Here is a 17,003-nt window from a genome sequence, read left to right as displayed (position 1 = left end):
GGCGGTGGCGTACGGGATTCCCCACCAGGACCGCACCCCTGGTGCAGTCGGAGCCTTGGGCGCGGTCGTAGTCATGGCGTGAGATTCCTTCCGGAACGTTTCGGGTGTTTGCGCGGCGTGTCGGCGGCTGATCGCTCGCGGTGGCGCTCCCCAAGCATTCCCTGGACTCCGGCAAATCGCCCGGCGGACAGCGGTCACCAGGTGGTCACCAGGTGACACTTTCGGCCACAAGATTTCGGTGCGGGCCATGAACTTCTCCTACGTGGCCGACGGCCGGATCGTCGGCGAACGGCGCCAGTTCGACCTCCTCCGGGTGAAGCAGCAGATCGATGCCGTACCGGCGTCGTGAACCTCGTAACGCCGGGTGAGCCTTCTGTCGTGCGGGATAGCCGCTGCCGGGAAGGCCTGTACAGCGCGGTGGCAGAGGACGAGGGCCCGCACCGGAGCGCGGGCGCCGACGCTGGTTAACCGCAAGTGGTCGGTCTCTCCTTCTTGATCCGGCGTCTTCGCGCAGACAGCACCCGCTGCGGTGAGCTGTACGCCTTGTCGCCGCTACCCGGCCGGGTGTGGGAGTGCTCGCCCTCCGGGCGAATACTGCAACCCTCGAATACCGACACTCCACCAGTGCATGTCGACACGGTGGACACGGAGATCGTGGCGATCGCGGGCTCCCCGTCCCGCCCCGCCTACCTCGTCGGCCGGCTCCCGGACGGACCCTCACCCAGACGGCGCAGTTGGACAGCAGGCAGCGCGCCGCCGTCGGCCGGGTACTTGCGGACGGCGTCCGGGAGGCGCTGCCTGGTGGGGGCCACCGGGTGGTCACGCCGCTGCTCGCCGAGGTGGAGTTGGGCACCACCCGGCACCGCACCGTGCGGTTCGTTCGTCTCCGCGAGGATCTGGGCCCGGCCGAGCCGGGGCCGTCCGGGTGAACAGGGCGGTGTCGCCGGCGACCTGGCCGGAGCCCGGCCGCTACAAGGAGGGGAACCGGCGCAGGAGCAACGTGCGGAGGGCCGATGGCGACATGGCAGGACGAACCGGGCGCCCGGGAATGGCGCCAGGCCGCAGACACGGCCGACCGTGTCCGCGCCCCAGGCGTCCCCCCGGGCGAGTTGCCGGGCTACCGCCAGGGCTGCACGGCGATCTCCGAGGCGATGCGGCTGCTGGCCGACCCGACCGTGCCCGGCGCGCTGACTGCAGCCCGGTCGGCCATCCGCCGCGCACTTCGGCTGATGCCGCAGTCCGGGCCAGACCAACTGTGCTACGAACAGCGCTGGCGCGGACGCCACCGATGGGACGGTCCGCTGCAGGTGTGCGACCGGCCGACCTGCGGTCGCTGCCTACCACTGAAGGCCGCAGCGGAAGTTGAGGCGGCGCGCGCTCACGATCCCGCGGCTGCGAGATGATCGCTTCCGGCTGCTGGATCCTGGCGTCGTAGTGACTTGCGTTGACAGGACGGCAGGGCGCGGGCGGCCCCGGCCTCCTGCGCCGGGCGCGCCTCTTCACCTACGCCTGGTTGTAGTGTGCGTGGGTGCGCTGTATAAGGGGCGTCGACCGATGAACCCGCCCATCCGCATTCCGTGAGCTCAGAATCTGTGTGGCCAGAGGAACGAGTCTGGGATGCGAACGGCGGGCGGCCTGCGGGGGGTGACGACGCCGATGGCGTCTTCGGCGGCCCGCAAGGCCTGTTCGTGGCTGCCGCTTTCGAGGTGATGAGCAGCGCAGTTTCTGCAGTCGCCGGTGCGGGCGTGCCCGGGACTGCTGAGACCGCGTACGTGGGCGAAGACGTGTTCGGGGAAGTCGGCCCGCACCGTGCGCCAGGTGCCGCGTTGGTGTTCTTCGGTGAGGTCCGCGGCCACTTCCGGGTGCATCGGCGGGTACACCTGGCCGTCGTGCTCGCGGAGCATGAAGACGCGGTCGACGTAGTCGACGGTGTCCCCCTTCGGTTGCTCTGCATCGAGCCAGGCCAGGGCGTCACTGCGACTCCTGGGCCCCCAGAGGTAGTCCGTAGGGAACTGTGTGGTTTCGAACCGGGCGTCGAACGCCGCCCAGTACGCGTCCTCGTACCGGCTTCCGGGGCCAGAAGCGCTGCGGATCAGGATGTAGTGGTATCCGTCGGCATCGGTATCGTCGCGCAGGGCATCGGCCTGGGCCATGTGGACGCTTCCCTCGTCGTTCCAGGCCATGACGACGATGCCGCGTTCCACCGGGGCGGGGTACAGGCGCCCGCCGGGGGTCGGGTGCCCCCAGAGCTGATTGATGAGCTCTGCCAGGTCGTGCAGGGTCCGTGCCGTCTCCACGGGCGTCGTGCGGTGGTAACCGGTCGGGTCGGCCACAGCATCGCGCAGCTTCGACATCGCATGCTCGATGCCACGCGTGCGCTGACCACGCAGCAGACCGGCCGCCCGTGCCCAGGTCCGCAGCCCGGCCAGCATGCCGTTGAAGTCGATCAGCGTGATGCCGACCTTCAACCGCCACTGCGGCGATGGCTGTTGCCGCGGTCTCCGCCGGCTCCTCCTGCCCATCTTCTTCACCGCGGCGAAGACATCGTCGTAGGTGCGCACGTCCTCGGTCACTGGTGGCTCACAGCCGTTGGCGTCCTCGAATGTGACCGCACCGGCGCACCACTGGACGAACCGTTCTCGCAGCGCCTGCTCCATCACCAGCAGGGCGCGGTCGTCGACCATGGTGAAGACGTCGTACTCGAGCAGACCGTAGGCGAAGAGGCGCTGAAGCCGATCGAACTCCCGGCGCGTTCCCTCCGCCACGTCCGAAGCAAGATCGCAGTCCGCGACCAGTCGCTGCAGGAAGTCGGCCGACCGCTCGGCAGGCATCGGGCCGCCCAGCCCGAGCGGGGTGAAGATGAGCGCGTGCTGTCCGGCGTCTGCAGCTCCTCCAGCGAGCGGATCTCGGCCACGGTTACGACCCAGAGGGCCGCGACGGCATCCCCTGGCCCAAGGCCACAGTCCGGTTCCCAGACCGCCTACGGGGTCCATCCTCGCCGCCACAGCCTTGACTCAGGGCGACAGCTAGGCAACGGAGTTTGGGGACTTCGGCCACCCCGGCCGCCGGGTACACCTCCGCCACCTCCTCCCACAGTCCGGGTTCGGCGGTCTTGCTTTCCCCTGGCAGGGAGCGGCAAACGGCTGAATCACGCCATTCCGTCACGCAGGGTGCACACGGCGAGGCTGCGGCGATCTTGTCGTTTTCTTACCGGTTACTCCACTTCTTCTTTCATCTCTTAGGAAAATCTTAAAACCGCACAGAGGGTGCGGTCACAGGCCGAACTGCCCAATACCTTCGGTTCGAAGGGTATGAAGGCGGGCAATTGGGATGGGCTGAGGCCACCGTCAGGATCAGGCTATTTAACGCTCCTTGGTGACCCGCATGGCTCGATTTGGGTATCTGGTGCTCTTTCAGTAAGTGAAGTCTGAGCCTTTTGTGAAGATCAGCTCGTTTCTGTTGGCTCCGTATCGCGGAGCGTGAGGGAGGGAGCTGATCGTGCGTCACAGACCTGTGGCCCATGGCAGATCAAGTAGAGGCCGGGTGCGCCAGGCGCGACGGCTACGGCAGATAGCCATCGGCGTCGTCATGCTGTTCGCGACCGAGGCGGCCCTGGTGTCCCAGGACACCGGCATCGCGTTCGCCACGCCAAGCACCGATGTCACGGCGGAGTCGACCGCCCCGGCATCGGGTCCGGCAGAGGCGCAGGACGAGGCGTCAGCGGTGCTGATGGCCCGGTTGCAAGGCCGGAAGATCGAAGTGGTCTCTGAGCGGACGGCGGACTCGACGACGTACGCGCTGCCCAGTGGGGAGCTGGAGACGGCGGCGTACGCGGGTCCGATCCGAGTCAAGCAGGCAGGCGCATGGAAGGACGTCGACACCGCGCTGTCCGACACCGGTGCCGACCTCACTCCCGCGGCGGCGGTTGCCGACATCGCGGTCTCGGACGGCGGGGACACCGATCTCGCGTCGGTGACCAAGGGCAAGGAGTCCTTCGGGCTGGGCTGGCAGGACAAGCTGCCCACCCCGACGGTGAAGAACAGCACCGCCGCCTACGACCTGGGCAGCGGCCAGACCCTCTCGGTGACCGCGCTGGCGCAAGGCTTCTCCGAGAACATCAAGCTGACCCAGCGGCCCGATGGCGACGCCGTCTCGTACCGGATCCAGCTGGACCTGGACGGGCTCAAGCTGTCCCAGGCCGACTCCGGCCACCTGCTGCTGAAGAACAGTGACGGCGACCTGGTCGCCGAGGCACCGGCGCCGATGATGTGGGACGCCTCCAAGAACCCGGCGTCCGGCGAGTCCGACCACCAGGAGCAGGTAGCGACCAAGGTCGAGACCGCGGACGACGGCGCGCAGACCCTGGTGCTCACCCCGGACCAGGACTTCCTGGCGACAGCGCAGTACCCGGTGACGGTCGATCCGACGTCCACGCTCGCGGTGACCACCGACACCTGGGTGCAGACCCCGGACTACACCGACTCGCAGGTGTCCTCGACGGAGCTGAAGTCGGGTACGTACGACGGCGGCAGCGACATCGCCCGCTCGTACCTGAAGTTCGACGTGTCGAAGTTCGCGGGCAAGCACATCACCGACACCAACCTGGCGCTGTACTCGTACTACTCCTCGACCTGCTCCACCTCGGGCGCGGGCACCCAGGTGCGGCGGATCACCTCCTCGTGGTCGTCGTCGGACGTCACCTGGGGTGTCCAGCCGTCGACCACGACGACCGGCGCGGTCACCAGTACCGCGGCCAAGGGCTACAGCAGCACCGACTGCCCGGCCGGCACGGTGAACTTCGACATCGACGCCATCGTGCAGGCATGGGCCAGCGGATCGGTCAACTACGGACTCCAGGTCCGCGGCGCGGACGAGAGCGACTCGCTGACCTGGCGGCGATTCCGCTCGGCGAACTACGCCTCCGGCGACACCTCAGTCGAACCGCACCTGACGGTCACCTACAACTCCTACGCCACCACCAGCGGACTGGCGATCTCGCCCAGCAGCGTGAACGCCTACAGCGGCAAACGCTATGTGACCACCTACACGCCGACCCTGTCGGCGAAGGTGACGGACGCGGACGGCTCGTCGGTCAAGGCTCAGTTCGAGATCACCAACGACCCGTCGTACTCCGGTGAGACCTCCTACTCCTACACCGGCACCACCGCCTCCGTGGCCTCCGGCTCCACCGCGAAGCTGACCATCCCGTCCGCGAACCAGCTGGCCGGGGCGCATCTGCGGATGCGGGTGCGCGGCTACGACAGCACCGACTACGGCGCCTGGTCGTCGTACATCTACTTCGTACCGAACGTCGCCAAGCCCACCGCCCCCTCCATCGCCTGCGCCGCCTACCCGCAGGACACCTGGACGGCGAAGGCCTCCGGAGCGGTGACCTGCACATTGGACACCTCCTCCAGTGACGGCCAGGGCTACCTGTGGGGCCTGGACGACACCGCCACACCGAAGTCGGTCTACGACACCGCAGACGGAAACGGCGGTGACCCGCTGACCATCTCGATCACTCCGGGCGAGGACTGGCACAAGCTGTACGCCAAGACCATCGACTCCGGCGGCAACATCTCCACCACCGCCACCACCTACGCCTTCGGCGTCGGCGGCGGCGCCGGAGTGCTCACCCCACAAGACGGCGACAGCTCTGCCCGTCGGATAAGCCTGACCTCCACCGGCGATCCCGGCTACACCGGGGTCACCTACCAGTACCGGCGCGGCGAAACCGACACCTGGACCAGCATCCCGGTCGTCGACGTCACCAAGTCCTCCGACAACTCCGCGATCTCCGCCTGGCCCGTGTCGGTGACCGGAGGCTCCCCGGCCGCACTGACGTGGAACGTCACCAACTCCCTGTCCCAGGACGGCTCTCTCGACATCCGGGCCGCCTTCACCGACGGCACAACAACGGCCTACTCCTCAGCTCACACCATCACCGTGGACCGCAACGCCGGCACCGCGCCCAGCGCCGATGTCGGCCCCGGCACGGTGAACGCGCTGACCGGTGACTTCACCCTGTCCGACACCGACGCCTCCGGCTTCGACCTATCCGTCTCGCGCACCGCCTCCTCCCGCCGCCCGACCGCGGGCTCGGACGCGGAGGGCCAGGTGGCCATCTTCGGCCCGCAGTGGACCTCCGGAACCACCGCAGAGATCACCGACTCCGACTGGGCGTACGTCCGCAGGACCTCCTCCACCTCGGTGGCCCTGGTTGACGTAGACGGAGAGGAGACAGGGTTCACCGCCACCTCGGCGGGCGGCTGGAAACCCGAGCCCGGCTCGGAAGACCTGACCCTGACCGGTTCCGTGAATGGCACGTTTACGGTGAAGGACGACGAGGGGACCACCACGACGTTCGCGAAGGTGGACTCGACGGCCACGACTTGGCAGGTCGCCAGCACCTACCTGCCGACCGCCAACTCCACCACCACGGTGGTCCCGGAGAAGGTCACCTCCGGCAGCACCACCCGGGCCCGCCCGAAGTACGTCATCGCGCCCACGACAGCAGTCAGCGCCGACAAGTGCCAGACCGCCATCGACACCGCGACCGCCGCCGGCCAGGACTCGTTCACCAACGCCAGCGACACCACCGGCTGCCGGGTCATGCAGTTCGTCTACGCATCATCGACCACGGCCACCAGCTCAGCGTTCGGCAATTACACCGGACAGGTCCAGCAGATCAAGCTGTGGGCGATCACGCCAGGAGCAAGCACCACCACCGCCACAGTCGTCTCCCAGTACACCTACGACACCGCCGGCCGCCTGCGCGAGCAGTGGGACCCCCGGATCAGCCCCGCGCTGAAGACGGCCTACACCTACGACAGCGCCGGACGCGTCGCCACCTTGACTCCCCCCGGCGAGCTGCCGTGGACCTTCACCTACGGCACGGCCGGCAATGCGGCCACCGCTGGCACGGGCATGCTCCTCAAGGCATCCCGGCCGAACCTGACCGCGGGCACCAAGAGCACCACCGACGGCACGACCGCGACTACCAGCGTGGTCTACGACGTGCCGCTGACCGGCTCCAAAGCCCCCAACCCCATGGGCACCACGGACATCGATGACTGGGGCCAGACGGACGTACCGACCGACGCGACCGCCGTCTTCCCCGCCCCCGTCTCCCCAGCCGAATCCGTGCCGGCCTCGAACACAGGCAGCGACCTGACCGCCACCGACTACAAACGGGCGACCATCACCTACACCGACGCCTCTGGCCGCGCAGTCAACACCGCCACCCCGGCTGGGCACATCGGCATGACCGAGTACGACCGCTTCGGCAACACCGTGCGCGAACTGACCGCGGGAAACCGCGAACTCGCAGTAGCCACCAGCGGCGACGGCCGCGCAGAACAGATCGCACTGTCCATCGACCAGATGACCAGCGCCGACCGCGCTGAACTGCTGTCCACGCGCTCGGTGTACTCCTCCGACGGCCTGCGCGAGAGTGACGAGTACGGTCCGCTGCACCAGGTCACCCTCACCGCCGCGCTGAAAGCCGGCAGCGGCGGCACCGACCTCCCGGCCGGTTCGCAGGTCACGGCACGCCAGCACACGGTCAACACCTATGACGAGGGCCGCCCGACCGACGGCACCGCCACCGTCGCCAACCAGGTCACCACCACCAAAACGGGCGCCTTCGTGGACGGCTACCCGTCCGACGGTGACGTGCGCACCACCACCACCCAGTACGACTGGGCAAAGGGCCTGCCCACCGCCACCATCACCGACCCGTCCGGCCTGGCCCTGAAGACCACGACGTCCTACGACTCTCAAGGCCGGGTCATCAAGAGCGCCCTGCCGAAGTCGTCCGGCTCGGACGCGGGCGCCACGGTCACCACGTACTACGCGGCCACCGGCACCGGCGCGTGCAACGGCAAGCCGGAATGGGCCGACCTGCCCTGCTCCACCGGCCCCGCCGGCAGCATCACCGGCGGCGGCTCCAACCCCACCCAACTGCCCACCAAGACCATCGAGTACGACCGATGGGGCAACACCGCCAAGGTCACCGAAACGGCGAACTCGGTCACCCGCACCACCACCAACACCTACGACGCCGCAGGCCGCACCAAGACCACATCGATCAGCGGCGGGGTGGGCACCGGGGTAGCGAGCACGACACTCACCTACGACCCCGACAGCGGTGACGTGGCCACGGCCACCTCGAACGGCCAGACCATCACCCACACCTACGACCAGCTCGGACGGGAAATCACCTACACCGACGGCGCGGGCAACACCGCCGCCACACAGTACGACGCGCTGGACCGCGTGGTGAAGACCACCGACTCCTCACCGTCCACCACCACCTACACCTACGACACGGCCAAGGACCCGCGCGGTGTGGAGACCTCCCGCACCGACTCCGTCGCCGGCACCTTCGCCGCCACCTACGACGCGGACGGCGACCTCGCCACCGAGTCCCTGCCCGGCGGCTACACCCTGACCCTCGGCCAGGACGAGACCGGCGCCGAGACATCCCGTGTCTACACCCGCGACAGCGACGGCACCGTCGTCGCCTCCGACAGCACGGAAGAGAGCGTGCAGGGCCAGGTCGTGGCCGACGCGAACACCGCGGGCCAAAGCCGCAGCCGCAGCTACAGCTACGACACGGCCGGACGCCTCACCCAGGCGGACGACACCGACCCGGACGGTGCCTGCACCCGCCGCGACTACACCTTCGACAACAACACCAACCGCACCGCCCTCGCCGTCGCCACCAGCGACGTCGGCGCGGCCTGCACCTCCACCGGCGCGACGACGACGTCGTACTCCTACGACAGCGCAGACCGACTCACCACGTCTGGCACGGCGTATGACGCCTTTGGCCGCACCACCACCCAGGCGTCCGGCGCCACCGTCGGCTACTACGCCAATGACCTCGTCCGCCAGCAGACCTCCGGCACCAGTCGGCAGACGTGGAACCTGGACGCGGCCGGCCGACTCGCCACCTGGACCACCGAATCCAACAGCAGCGGCACCTGGACCCAAACCGGATCCAAGACCAACCACTACGGCTCCGACACCGACAGCCCCGACTGGATTCAGGAGACCAGCAGCACCCTCACCCGCAACGTCCAGGGCACCAGTGGCAACCTCGACGCGATCACTAGCGCCACCGGGGACACTGTCCTCCAGCTCACCGACATCCACGGTGACGTGACGGTGCAGCTCCCTCTGGACACCTCCAAGGCGCTGACCGCCCTCGCCTATGACGAGTACGGCAACCCGGAGTCCGGCACTGCCACCAGCCGCTACAGCTGGCTCGGCGGCAAGCAGCGTTCCAGTGAAACCGTCACCGGCGCCATCCTCATGGGCGTACGCCTCTACGACCCCACCACCGGCCGCTTCCTGTCCGTCGACCCTGTTCCCGGCGGCAACGCCAACGCCTACGAGTACTGCAGCAGCGATCCGCTCAACTGCTACGACCTCGACGGCCGGTTCGGTTGGGGCAAATGGATCGACAGGGTGGGCACTGGGCTGGCGATAGCCGGAATGTTCGGTTGCGCCGCGTGTTCTGCCATCTCCGCAGGTATTTCCCTCGGCCGAGGTATTTACAAGGTTTACCACGGCGACCGGAGCGGCTATATGGACATAGCCGGTAGTGCCACCTTTGGTGCCGGAAGGGGCTTTCGCTATGCGGGGAAGTTCTGGAAGGGCCGCAGGATGGCGCGATACGCCAAGGGGGTGCGCGGCAGCGGGAGGTACAACAAGCGGATGCGCAGCAGAGCGGCCAAGGCAAGCAGTCGGTACCATCACCGCTACACGCGGCGTGCGGACGGGATCGACAGGTGGTACGGCGGAGCTTCCACGGCCTACGGCCTCTATGGGGAGTACCGCTCCTACCGGCAGCAGGGATGGCGGCGATGGCTGCGGTGACCAAGAACCACAAGAGCATGCTGAGATCCGTCGAGACCCGCCTGACCACCTTGATATTCCTCATTCTCGCACGTGGGGATCGGCAGGAGGCGGCGATCGCGGCCGCTGAGGCCGACCAGGCCGTGGCGGAACTGTTCGAGCTTCGACCGGGAAAGATCCGCCGGAAGGCTGAGAACAACGTGTGGGGCCCAGCATCGGACGTGCTGGGATTCCGTTCATGGCTGTGGTTCGTCGTCGCTGCCCTGGTGGGAGTCGGCTGTCTCCTGCTGGGCACGGGTGATTCAACGGCAGAACGGTACGTGCGGATCGCGCTTTCCCTGGTCGTCGCAGTGCCCAGCGCTCTGTTCCTATCACGCCAACTGAGCCACATCCTGACGCGACGGGCCCTGCGAACTGGGAACGCCGAGCAGAGAACTCTCCTCTGGATCAGCCGCTGGCTCGGCGAAAGCGCAGTTCTCATCCTCACCCTGGGAATGTGGGGAATCTGGATAACGGTTCTAGTCCTCTAGCCCGTTTAGTCCAGACCCCGCCCCCCTCCAGCGATGCGGGGCGCCCTCGATCTGGCGCCCCGCATCAGGCCCTGACACGGAAAACAATGACCACGGAGAACGAGCAAGGAAAGACAGAGAAAACGGTAACGTTTCCAATCATCCTGATCGATGACGATCAATGGCTCGCGTGCCCCACATCCGGGCGAACGGCAGGCGCGTGCGCCGCGACCAGCTCGACGTGCCCGACTCGTTCGGCGAAGGCGTGCTGTGCCTGATCGACCGCAACGGCAGCTTCCCCTCCGCCTGTTCGGCCGTGCCGCTCGCCCCGAACAAGCTCCTGCACACCGGCCCGCTCGACGCGTACGACAAGGCCGGGGCCGGTATCTACCTCATCGACATCCCCGCCTGGACGCGCACCGACATGCCGCACCCCCTGGGGCGGATCGCCGACCGGCCGGACGAGGACGGCCGAGCGTGGGTCACCACCCCCCACATCAAGCAGCTGATGAAGCTCGTGAGGGACAACCACCTCGACGCGATGCCGACCATCCACGACTCCTGGACCGGCAAGGCCAACGAGTCGCTGTTCAAGCCGTTCTACGAAGCCACCCGCCAAGGCGCGCACCGAACTCGTCCAGGTCGGCGGCGCCCCCTACAAGGCCTACAAGACCCGCCTGTCCATCGCACTGCGCCTGCTGTGGCCCAAGCGCCCCTCCCAGCGCTCCCCGTTCTGGCGGCCGGACTGGCGCATGAGCATGGTCGCGGAGGCGTCCGTCCGTCACTGGAGCGTGGCCTTCCGGGCCGTCGAGGAAGGCCACCGGCTCCTGGCGCTGCGCAACGTCGACGCGGCCGTCTTCTGGGCGCCGGATGGCACCGCGCCCGCCACGTACCGGATCGGGACCGGCTTCGGCGAAGTGAAGGCCAAGTTCGTCCAGCCCGGCGAGATGATTCCCGAGGGTGACGACTGATGGCTGGCCCCAGAGGCCGCGGCGACTCCCTGGGCGCCGCCCTCAACGACCTCCTGCGCTCCCAGGTCACCCCCCGCCACCGGCTGTCGTCGTACAACGCCAAGCACTGGCACGCCCAGCTCAGTCAGCTCACCGCGACCCACCGCGGGCAGCAGGCTCTGGCCGACGCCGGCCTCCACGTGACGACCAAGACTCTGGTCAACTGGCTGTCCGACGCGGAGTACAACGTCCGCCGCAGCTACCTGGACATCATCCACACGGCGTACGAGAACGTCGCCATCGTCCCCGCCGACCCGCTCCCCGACCACATCACAGACGGCCAGTACGAGATCAGCGGCGTCGTCAAAACCGGCAACGACGTACGGACGCGCGGCACCGCGGACGCCGCACCCCTGCGCATCGACGGCAGCCGGGGCAACTGGGACGCGATCGAGGAACTCTGGCTCGCCGGCGAACTCACCGACGACGAGTTCGAGGACCACTTCATCAACGACGTCATCGTCGAGGACATCGGCGAAGGCACCGACGGCTGGGAGTTCACCGGCGCCTCGTACTCCGTCGAAGTCCGGTAGCAGCACTGAACCGGCACCTGCACGAGGTCGTTCTGACCGGACTTCAGTCCAAGCCCGTTGACTCCCGGGCGACCACCGTGCAGGTCCCGTGGGCGGTCGCGCCTGCGTCCGTACGTGGGCGAGGCCGTCAGAGCCCTGTTGCTCCGGGCCGTCTGCCGCACGTTCGCCCCGTCAGGGATCTGCGGCCCACCACGCCCCCCCGCTTGGGATCAGTATCAGCACGACTGAATGTCCCCTAGGGACAACGGTTCGCAAACGCTACCCTGCGTGCTCAAGTGCGGGCGAAGACACGGGGGTTGAGGGTGTCCGGAGATTCAGGCGTGCCCAACTCGGGCGATGCGGCGACCTTTGGTCAGGACGGTGCGGCGGGTGCTACCGCGCCCCAGAACGGGCTTACAAGAGCGACCCGGGCGATGAAGAGACTCCTGCCCGCGGGGCGCCGGGGGTGGGTGGCGCTCGGTGTGGTGGCCTGTCTGGCCGTGGCCGGTATCGGGTGGGCGCTCTGGCCGTCCAAGGAGAAGGCGATTCCTTTGCGCCTGGTCACAGGGACAATCCAAGCGGACCTTCTCACTCCTGACAGTGTCAGCAAGCTCGCCAGGACGACCTTGGTTTCCGGCCCCAGGTCGAACCAGCCGCACGCCCCGATCACGGTCTCTCCGTCAGACTGCGCCGTGGCGGTGGGGCCCTCGACCGAGTCTGTGTACGGGCACGCGTGGAGCGCGTTTGTGTCAGCGACCTATCAGGACACCGGGGGCACGGGCGCGTACACCGTGAACCAGGTCATCGGCGTGTTCCCGGACCGCGAGAAGGCCGGTGCCGCATTCAAGACCCTCACCTCCGGTCTCACCCGGTGCCCGTCCTCGACGCGCACCGACCAGGCCGGCCGTACCTCGAAGTGGGACTACACGGCCGATCCGGCGAGCCAGGTCGCCGTGGCGTGGACGGCGACACAGCGCGGCGGGGGAGGGTGGGCCTGCTACCACCAGGCACGTCTGAAGGGCATGAGTCTTCTCCAGGTCACCATCTGCGAGGCCGGTGACGGGCAGCTGGTCACCTCGAAGCTCGCCGACGCACTCTCCGGGAAGGTGAGCGGATGACCCCGCGTACCGGTCGGCCGTCCGCTCGCTTTCAGCGAGTTGTACTGCGCGCCGCCTGCCTCCTCCTGGTGGCCGTAATGGTGCCGGCCGTCGATGCGGGGACACGGGCCGGCGCAGCCACGGGCACGCTGGCCGCCCCGGCTCAGCCTGGCAGCGTCGCCCGCCTGGCTCCGTCAGGGGACCTCGCGGCTGCCTCGGCAACCCTTGTCGAGGAAGCCGAAGCGTTCAACCGGGAGCAAGCGCAGTTCGCGCAACAGGCGAAGGCCGTGATCGCCGAAGCGGAGAGGATCACCAAGGACGCCGCCGCCGCCAACAAGGCCGCCGAGGCGCTCAAGACCCGGTCCGACGCCCTGGACAGGGAAACCGGTTCCTTCAATGCGCGTGCGGACGCCCTGAACGCCAAGATCGATGCCCACAACAGAAAGCCGAACACCTTCGAACTGCCCCGACAGGCCGCCGCAGCCAACGCGTACTCCGCCGAAGCAAGCCAGCTGAATAGCGAGCAGTCCCAACTCCGCGCCGAACAGAGCAACCTGCGGACCAAGCAGTCCCAACTCACCAGGGAGCGGTCCAAGCTCAGCGCCCGGCAGGCTCAACTCACCGCTGCCACCGAGGCGAACGACGCGAAGGCCAGCACGCTCCAGAGCAGGCAGCAGCAACTGGTCTCCCAAGGCCAGCAGTTGCTCCAGGAGATAGCCGAGGCCATCCAGAGCCTCGCTGAGGATCCGCCGGACCCGGCGGCGGCGATGGACCAGGGCGGTGACGCGGCCCGTCCGCCCCAGCAGTCCGCTCAGACGAAGCCCCAGGAAGCTGACGACAGCGCCGAAGGCGGCGACACTCCCTCCAGGCTGCCGCAGAACGCCGCACTCGAGGCGTACGCGCAGCGAACCGGTGACACGGTGGACCGGCAGCCCGGCACGGTGTACCTGTCACCCGCCACCATCCGCGCGCTCCCGCAGTCTCAGGCGGCCCGCCTGACCAGCCCGGCCTTCGGTTACGACGGGCTGGTCAGCAATTCCGACGGGACGTACACGGCGTTGCGGGTGCAGACCTCGCAGGCAGCCAGTCCGGCGCAGGCGGCCTTGGAGTCCGCCGTCAAGCAAGGAAGAACGACCACCTTCACCTTCGGTGGCCGAGAGATCGTCTTCAAGCAGTTCATCACCGTCTACGAGGACCCGGAATCCTCATCGTCCGGTGGCGGCACACCCTCTCCTTCTCCGTCTTCGTCCTCCGGCGGAAAGGCCGAGTGCCTGGCCAACAAGCCAGGCCCGGCACAAGGGACCGGGGGCGGCGGAGGATGGATCCTCAACACGGCCCAGGGGGTCCCGGCGCGCAATAAGATGAACAGTCCGGCAGGCCCGCCGGGCACCCGCTCCGGCAAGGCAGAAGCCTGCCTGGCGAGCCCCCTGACGCCTGGAACCGATGCCGACGGCGACATCACCGGTTTCCAGGACGCACGTATCCAGGAGCCCACCGCCAACCTCTCCCGATGCCACCTGATCGCACGGGCACTCGGAGGAAAGGGCAGTACGCAGGCGGACTGGGCGAATCTCTTCCCCTGCTGGCAGGTTGGGTTGAACACCACCCGGGGCAGCATGCGGACCTACGAGACGATCGTCCAGGAAGCCGTGAGTGCCTTCCCGGCGGGAAGCGGAAACGCGGTGTACTACGAGGTGACGCCGCACTACCGGGACGAAACCAGCACCATCCCCGACGGCGTCTCGATGAACGCCACCGTCCAAAAGCCCAACGGATCGTCATGGCCGCTCTTCCCCCCGATCACACTCCTCAACACCGCGAAGGGCGGCAGCCGCAACCTGGGAAACTGACATCCGCCCACCAGGAGGCCGACGTGACCCGCACTACCCCCCCACGGCCGGCCGACATCGCCGCCGCCTTCCCCGAACTCATCCCCCTAGCCCGGACGGCGACCCGGTTGCACCCGCGACCAGGTTCGCCGTCCCCCCGGGACAGCTCAGTGGGCGGGCCGCTGCTGTGGCCGGCACACGAGCCGTGGCCGCATTGCGACGGCCCGCACTGGGCATCGGACCTGCTGCCAGCACGCTCCCCGGCCGATGTACGGCAGCTGCGGCGACTTGAGGAGGCCGCCCGGGCCGGTCTCCCGCACACCCTGCAGGAGCAGGCCGAGATGGCCCGGATCAAGGCCGGACACCCGACCCCCACGGGGCCGATCGCCATGCTGGCTCTCGCCCAGTTGTACGTGCACGACGTTCCCGTCCTGCGCCGGCCGGGGGAAGCGGACCTCCTCCAGGTGCTGTGGTGCCCCTTCGACCACGGCGAGCAGAACATGCCCAGGACCGAGCTGTTGTGGCGGTCCTCGACCGAGGTCACCGACGTTCTCACGCCAACTCCGGAGCCGGACGCGGTCCAGTACGGCGACTATCTGCCCGAGCCCTGCCCCGTCGACTCGGAACAGATCGTCGAGTACCCCGCAGCCGCAGAATTGGACGAGGAACTGCGCAGGCGGGTGGCCGAGTGGAGCACACGGCAGACGGCCGGTGCGGGACCCGGCGGCCTCTACGATGGAGCGCAAGAGCTCTTCTACGACCACGAGTTGTCCCTCGCGCCCGGTTGGAAGGCCGGAGGATGGGCGCCATGGAGTGTCACTGACCCCCATCCCCGGTACTGCACCGTCTGTCGCAGCCGGATGGAGCCGATGCTGACCGTCGCCTCCTATGAGTGGCAGCCGGACGGTCCCAGCTGGGTCCCCTATGAGGACCGGGCCGCCGCCGCGTCCCCAACCGTGTATCCCACCCTCGCCAACCCCACCAGGATCAACCTCGCCGGCGGCTACAACCAGCAGATTTATTCCTGCCCCGCGTCGCCGGAACATCCGCACGCCACGCTGCTCCAGTAAGTTCGCAATTCAATGTGAAGTGCCCCGGGATCATCGCTGATCTTCGGCACTCAGATTCGAACGAGCAGGTTGTCCGACGCCCGGTTCAACGGGGATGTGAGTGCTTCGCAGGTCACAGCAACCGGCTGATGAGCCTTCAGAAGACGCCAGGGCTGATGGGTTGCCTGCGTCGAGGCCGTCGACTGTGGTGGTGTGCGGGACCAGCAGGGCGGCAGCTGCCGACCCTCTGCGGATCGACGGCAGCCGGGGCACCGGGACGAGATCGAGGAACTCTGACTCGCCGGCGAACTCGCCGACGACGAGTTCGAGGACCACTTCATCGACGACGTCATCGGCGAAGGCACCGACGGCTGGGAGTTCACCGGCGCCTCGTACTACGTCGAAGTCCGATAGCAGCACGCACCAGCAGCCGAACCGCCCGCCGCAGCAAGGGAATCCACATCTTGAGCCACCACCCAGAACGGCGGGAGTTACCGCTGATCGCCGTGTACGGAGAGACGGCCGCGAAGGCCGAGCAGCGTGTGACCGAGCTTCTCGGCGCCGCAGGCGCGAGCCCGCCTGAGGTGCACACCCTCATCGCGGCCATCCAGGCCGGCGCCGTGGAAGGCGCTCAGGGCGAAGTCATCGAGCTGGACCTACAGGCCCCCTCCAGCAGCAGCGACCAGGTCCACGAAGGCTGGTTTCACGCTGTCGAGGCGATCGCCGACAGGCTCGCCCACATCGCCGACCGCATCGTCCAGCAGGCCCGAACGGCGCCTCACACACGGGTCTTGGCGGCGTTCAAAAAGTGAGCTGTACCCCTACGACTCCTTGGTGAACTTCACGTCCAACCCGCACGGCGCATCCCGGTCGTCCGTCGCGCACAGTGCCTTGCCATCGTTCACCACCGCCAGGTCGAAGTGGCAGCCCTCGGCCGCGCCACCGACCGAAAGGGCTATCCAGGAGCCAGACTTCCTCTTTTCGCAGGTCATGGGGGCATCAAGGGCAGCAGTGATCTCGTTTGCCGTTCGGGTGGGCATCGATGGGCGGGCAGCCGAACTGCAACGGGGGGATCTTCAGACGGCTGCCTTGAGTAGGACCGACTGCCGGTGTGGTCGGGCCAGACGGCGGGA

12 protein-coding genes are annotated in these 17,003 nt (G+C 67.9%); 9 read left to right on the top strand and 3 right to left on the bottom strand.

Features of this window, described 5'->3' with window-relative positions; genetic code table 11:
• Nucleotides 1-734 precede the first annotated feature (734 nt).
• Nucleotides 735-929, top strand: a complete 195-nt coding sequence (locus ABZT02_RS41680) for a hypothetical protein (RefSeq protein ID WP_356027678.1) — start codon at nucleotides 735-737, stop codon at nucleotides 927-929.
• 654 nt (nucleotides 930-1,583) lie between these two features.
• Here ABZT02_RS41680 and ABZT02_RS41675 read toward each other — a convergent pair.
• Entirely contained in the window at nucleotides 1,584-2,684 is a 1,101-nt protein-coding gene (locus ABZT02_RS41675; RefSeq protein WP_356027675.1) for a hypothetical protein, read from the bottom strand.
• A gap of 859 nt (nucleotides 2,685-3,543) precedes the next feature.
• Here ABZT02_RS41675 and ABZT02_RS41670 point away from each other — a divergent pair.
• From ABZT02_RS41670 to ABZT02_RS41640, 7 genes are all read left to right on the top strand, one after another.
• Complete coding sequence (locus ABZT02_RS41670; protein WP_356027673.1) at nucleotides 3,544-9,885, top strand: DNRLRE domain-containing protein; 6,342 nt, start codon at nucleotides 3,544-3,546, stop codon at nucleotides 9,883-9,885.
• Nucleotides 9,873-10,394 carry a hypothetical protein gene (locus ABZT02_RS41665; RefSeq protein ID WP_356027670.1) on the top strand — a complete coding sequence of 174 codons (522 nt, stop codon included), beginning with the start codon at nucleotides 9,873-9,875 and terminating at the stop codon, nucleotides 10,392-10,394. Before ABZT02_RS41670 ends, ABZT02_RS41665 begins: the two co-directional genes overlap by 13 nt.
• A 731-nt stretch (nucleotides 10,395-11,125) precedes the next feature.
• Complete coding sequence (locus ABZT02_RS41660; protein ID WP_356027668.1) at nucleotides 11,126-11,344, top strand: hypothetical protein; 219 nt, start codon at nucleotides 11,126-11,128, stop codon at nucleotides 11,342-11,344.
• Nucleotides 11,344-11,916 carry a hypothetical protein gene (locus ABZT02_RS41655; RefSeq protein ID WP_356027666.1) on the top strand — a complete coding sequence of 191 codons (573 nt, stop codon included), beginning with the start codon at nucleotides 11,344-11,346 and terminating at the stop codon, nucleotides 11,914-11,916. The genes ABZT02_RS41660 and ABZT02_RS41655 overlap by 1 nt, the downstream gene beginning before the upstream one ends.
• A 413-nt stretch (nucleotides 11,917-12,329) precedes the next feature.
• Nucleotides 12,330-13,013, top strand: coding sequence for a sensor domain-containing protein (locus tag ABZT02_RS41650; RefSeq protein WP_356027663.1), 684 nt, complete (start codon nucleotides 12,330-12,332; stop codon nucleotides 13,011-13,013).
• A gap of 266 nt (nucleotides 13,014-13,279) precedes the next feature.
• Complete coding sequence (locus tag ABZT02_RS41645; RefSeq protein WP_356027661.1) at nucleotides 13,280-14,842, top strand: DNA/RNA non-specific endonuclease; 1,563 nt, start codon at nucleotides 13,280-13,282, stop codon at nucleotides 14,840-14,842.
• Between the two features lie 23 nt (nucleotides 14,843-14,865).
• Nucleotides 14,866-15,891, top strand: a complete 1,026-nt coding sequence (locus ABZT02_RS41640; protein ID WP_356027658.1) for a hypothetical protein — start codon at nucleotides 14,866-14,868, stop codon at nucleotides 15,889-15,891.
• Nucleotides 15,892-15,921: 30 nt separating this feature from the next.
• On the opposite strand, the gene ABZT02_RS41635 is transcribed toward ABZT02_RS41640, so the two are convergent.
• On the bottom strand, nucleotides 15,922-16,290 hold the full coding sequence (locus ABZT02_RS41635; protein WP_356027656.1) for a hypothetical protein: 369 nt from the start codon (nucleotides 16,288-16,290) through the stop codon (nucleotides 15,922-15,924).
• A gap of 44 nt (nucleotides 16,291-16,334) precedes the next feature.
• On the opposite strand from ABZT02_RS41635, the gene ABZT02_RS41630 reads away from it, so the two are divergent.
• Complete coding sequence (locus tag ABZT02_RS41630) at nucleotides 16,335-16,682, top strand: hypothetical protein (protein ID WP_356027653.1); 348 nt, start codon at nucleotides 16,335-16,337, stop codon at nucleotides 16,680-16,682.
• 9 nt (nucleotides 16,683-16,691) lie between these two features.
• Here ABZT02_RS41630 and ABZT02_RS41625 read toward each other — a convergent pair whose 3' ends face one another.
• On the bottom strand, nucleotides 16,692-16,862 hold the full coding sequence (locus ABZT02_RS41625; RefSeq protein WP_356027651.1) for a hypothetical protein: 171 nt from the start codon (nucleotides 16,860-16,862) through the stop codon (nucleotides 16,692-16,694).
• Nucleotides 16,863-17,003: the final 141 nt, after the last annotated feature.

Source organism: Streptomyces sp. NPDC005402 (assembly GCF_040606575.1).
Lineage (GTDB): Bacteria > Actinomycetota > Actinomycetes > Streptomycetales > Streptomycetaceae > Streptomyces.
The sequence above is the reverse complement of the archived record's forward strand: the minus strand, read 5'-3'. Positions and strand labels throughout refer to the sequence as shown.

Coding starts and splice junctions, on each gene's coding strand:
- ABZT02_RS41665 (WP_356027670.1), top strand. CDS start 9,873: ATGGCTGCGGTGACCAAGAACCACAAGAGCATGCTGAGATCCGTCGAG.
- ABZT02_RS41675 (WP_356027675.1), bottom strand. CDS start 2,684: ATGGTCGACGACCGCGCCCTGCTGGTGATGGAGCAGGCGCTGCGAGAA.
- ABZT02_RS41655 (WP_356027666.1), top strand. CDS start 11,344: ATGGCTGGCCCCAGAGGCCGCGGCGACTCCCTGGGCGCCGCCCTCAAC.
- ABZT02_RS41625 (WP_356027651.1), bottom strand. CDS start 16,862: ATGACCTGCGAAAAGAGGAAGTCTGGCTCCTGGATAGCCCTTTCGGTC.
- ABZT02_RS41660 (WP_356027668.1), top strand. CDS start 11,126: ATGAGCATGGTCGCGGAGGCGTCCGTCCGTCACTGGAGCGTGGCCTTC.
- ABZT02_RS41650 (WP_356027663.1), top strand. CDS start 12,330: ATGAAGAGACTCCTGCCCGCGGGGCGCCGGGGGTGGGTGGCGCTCGGT.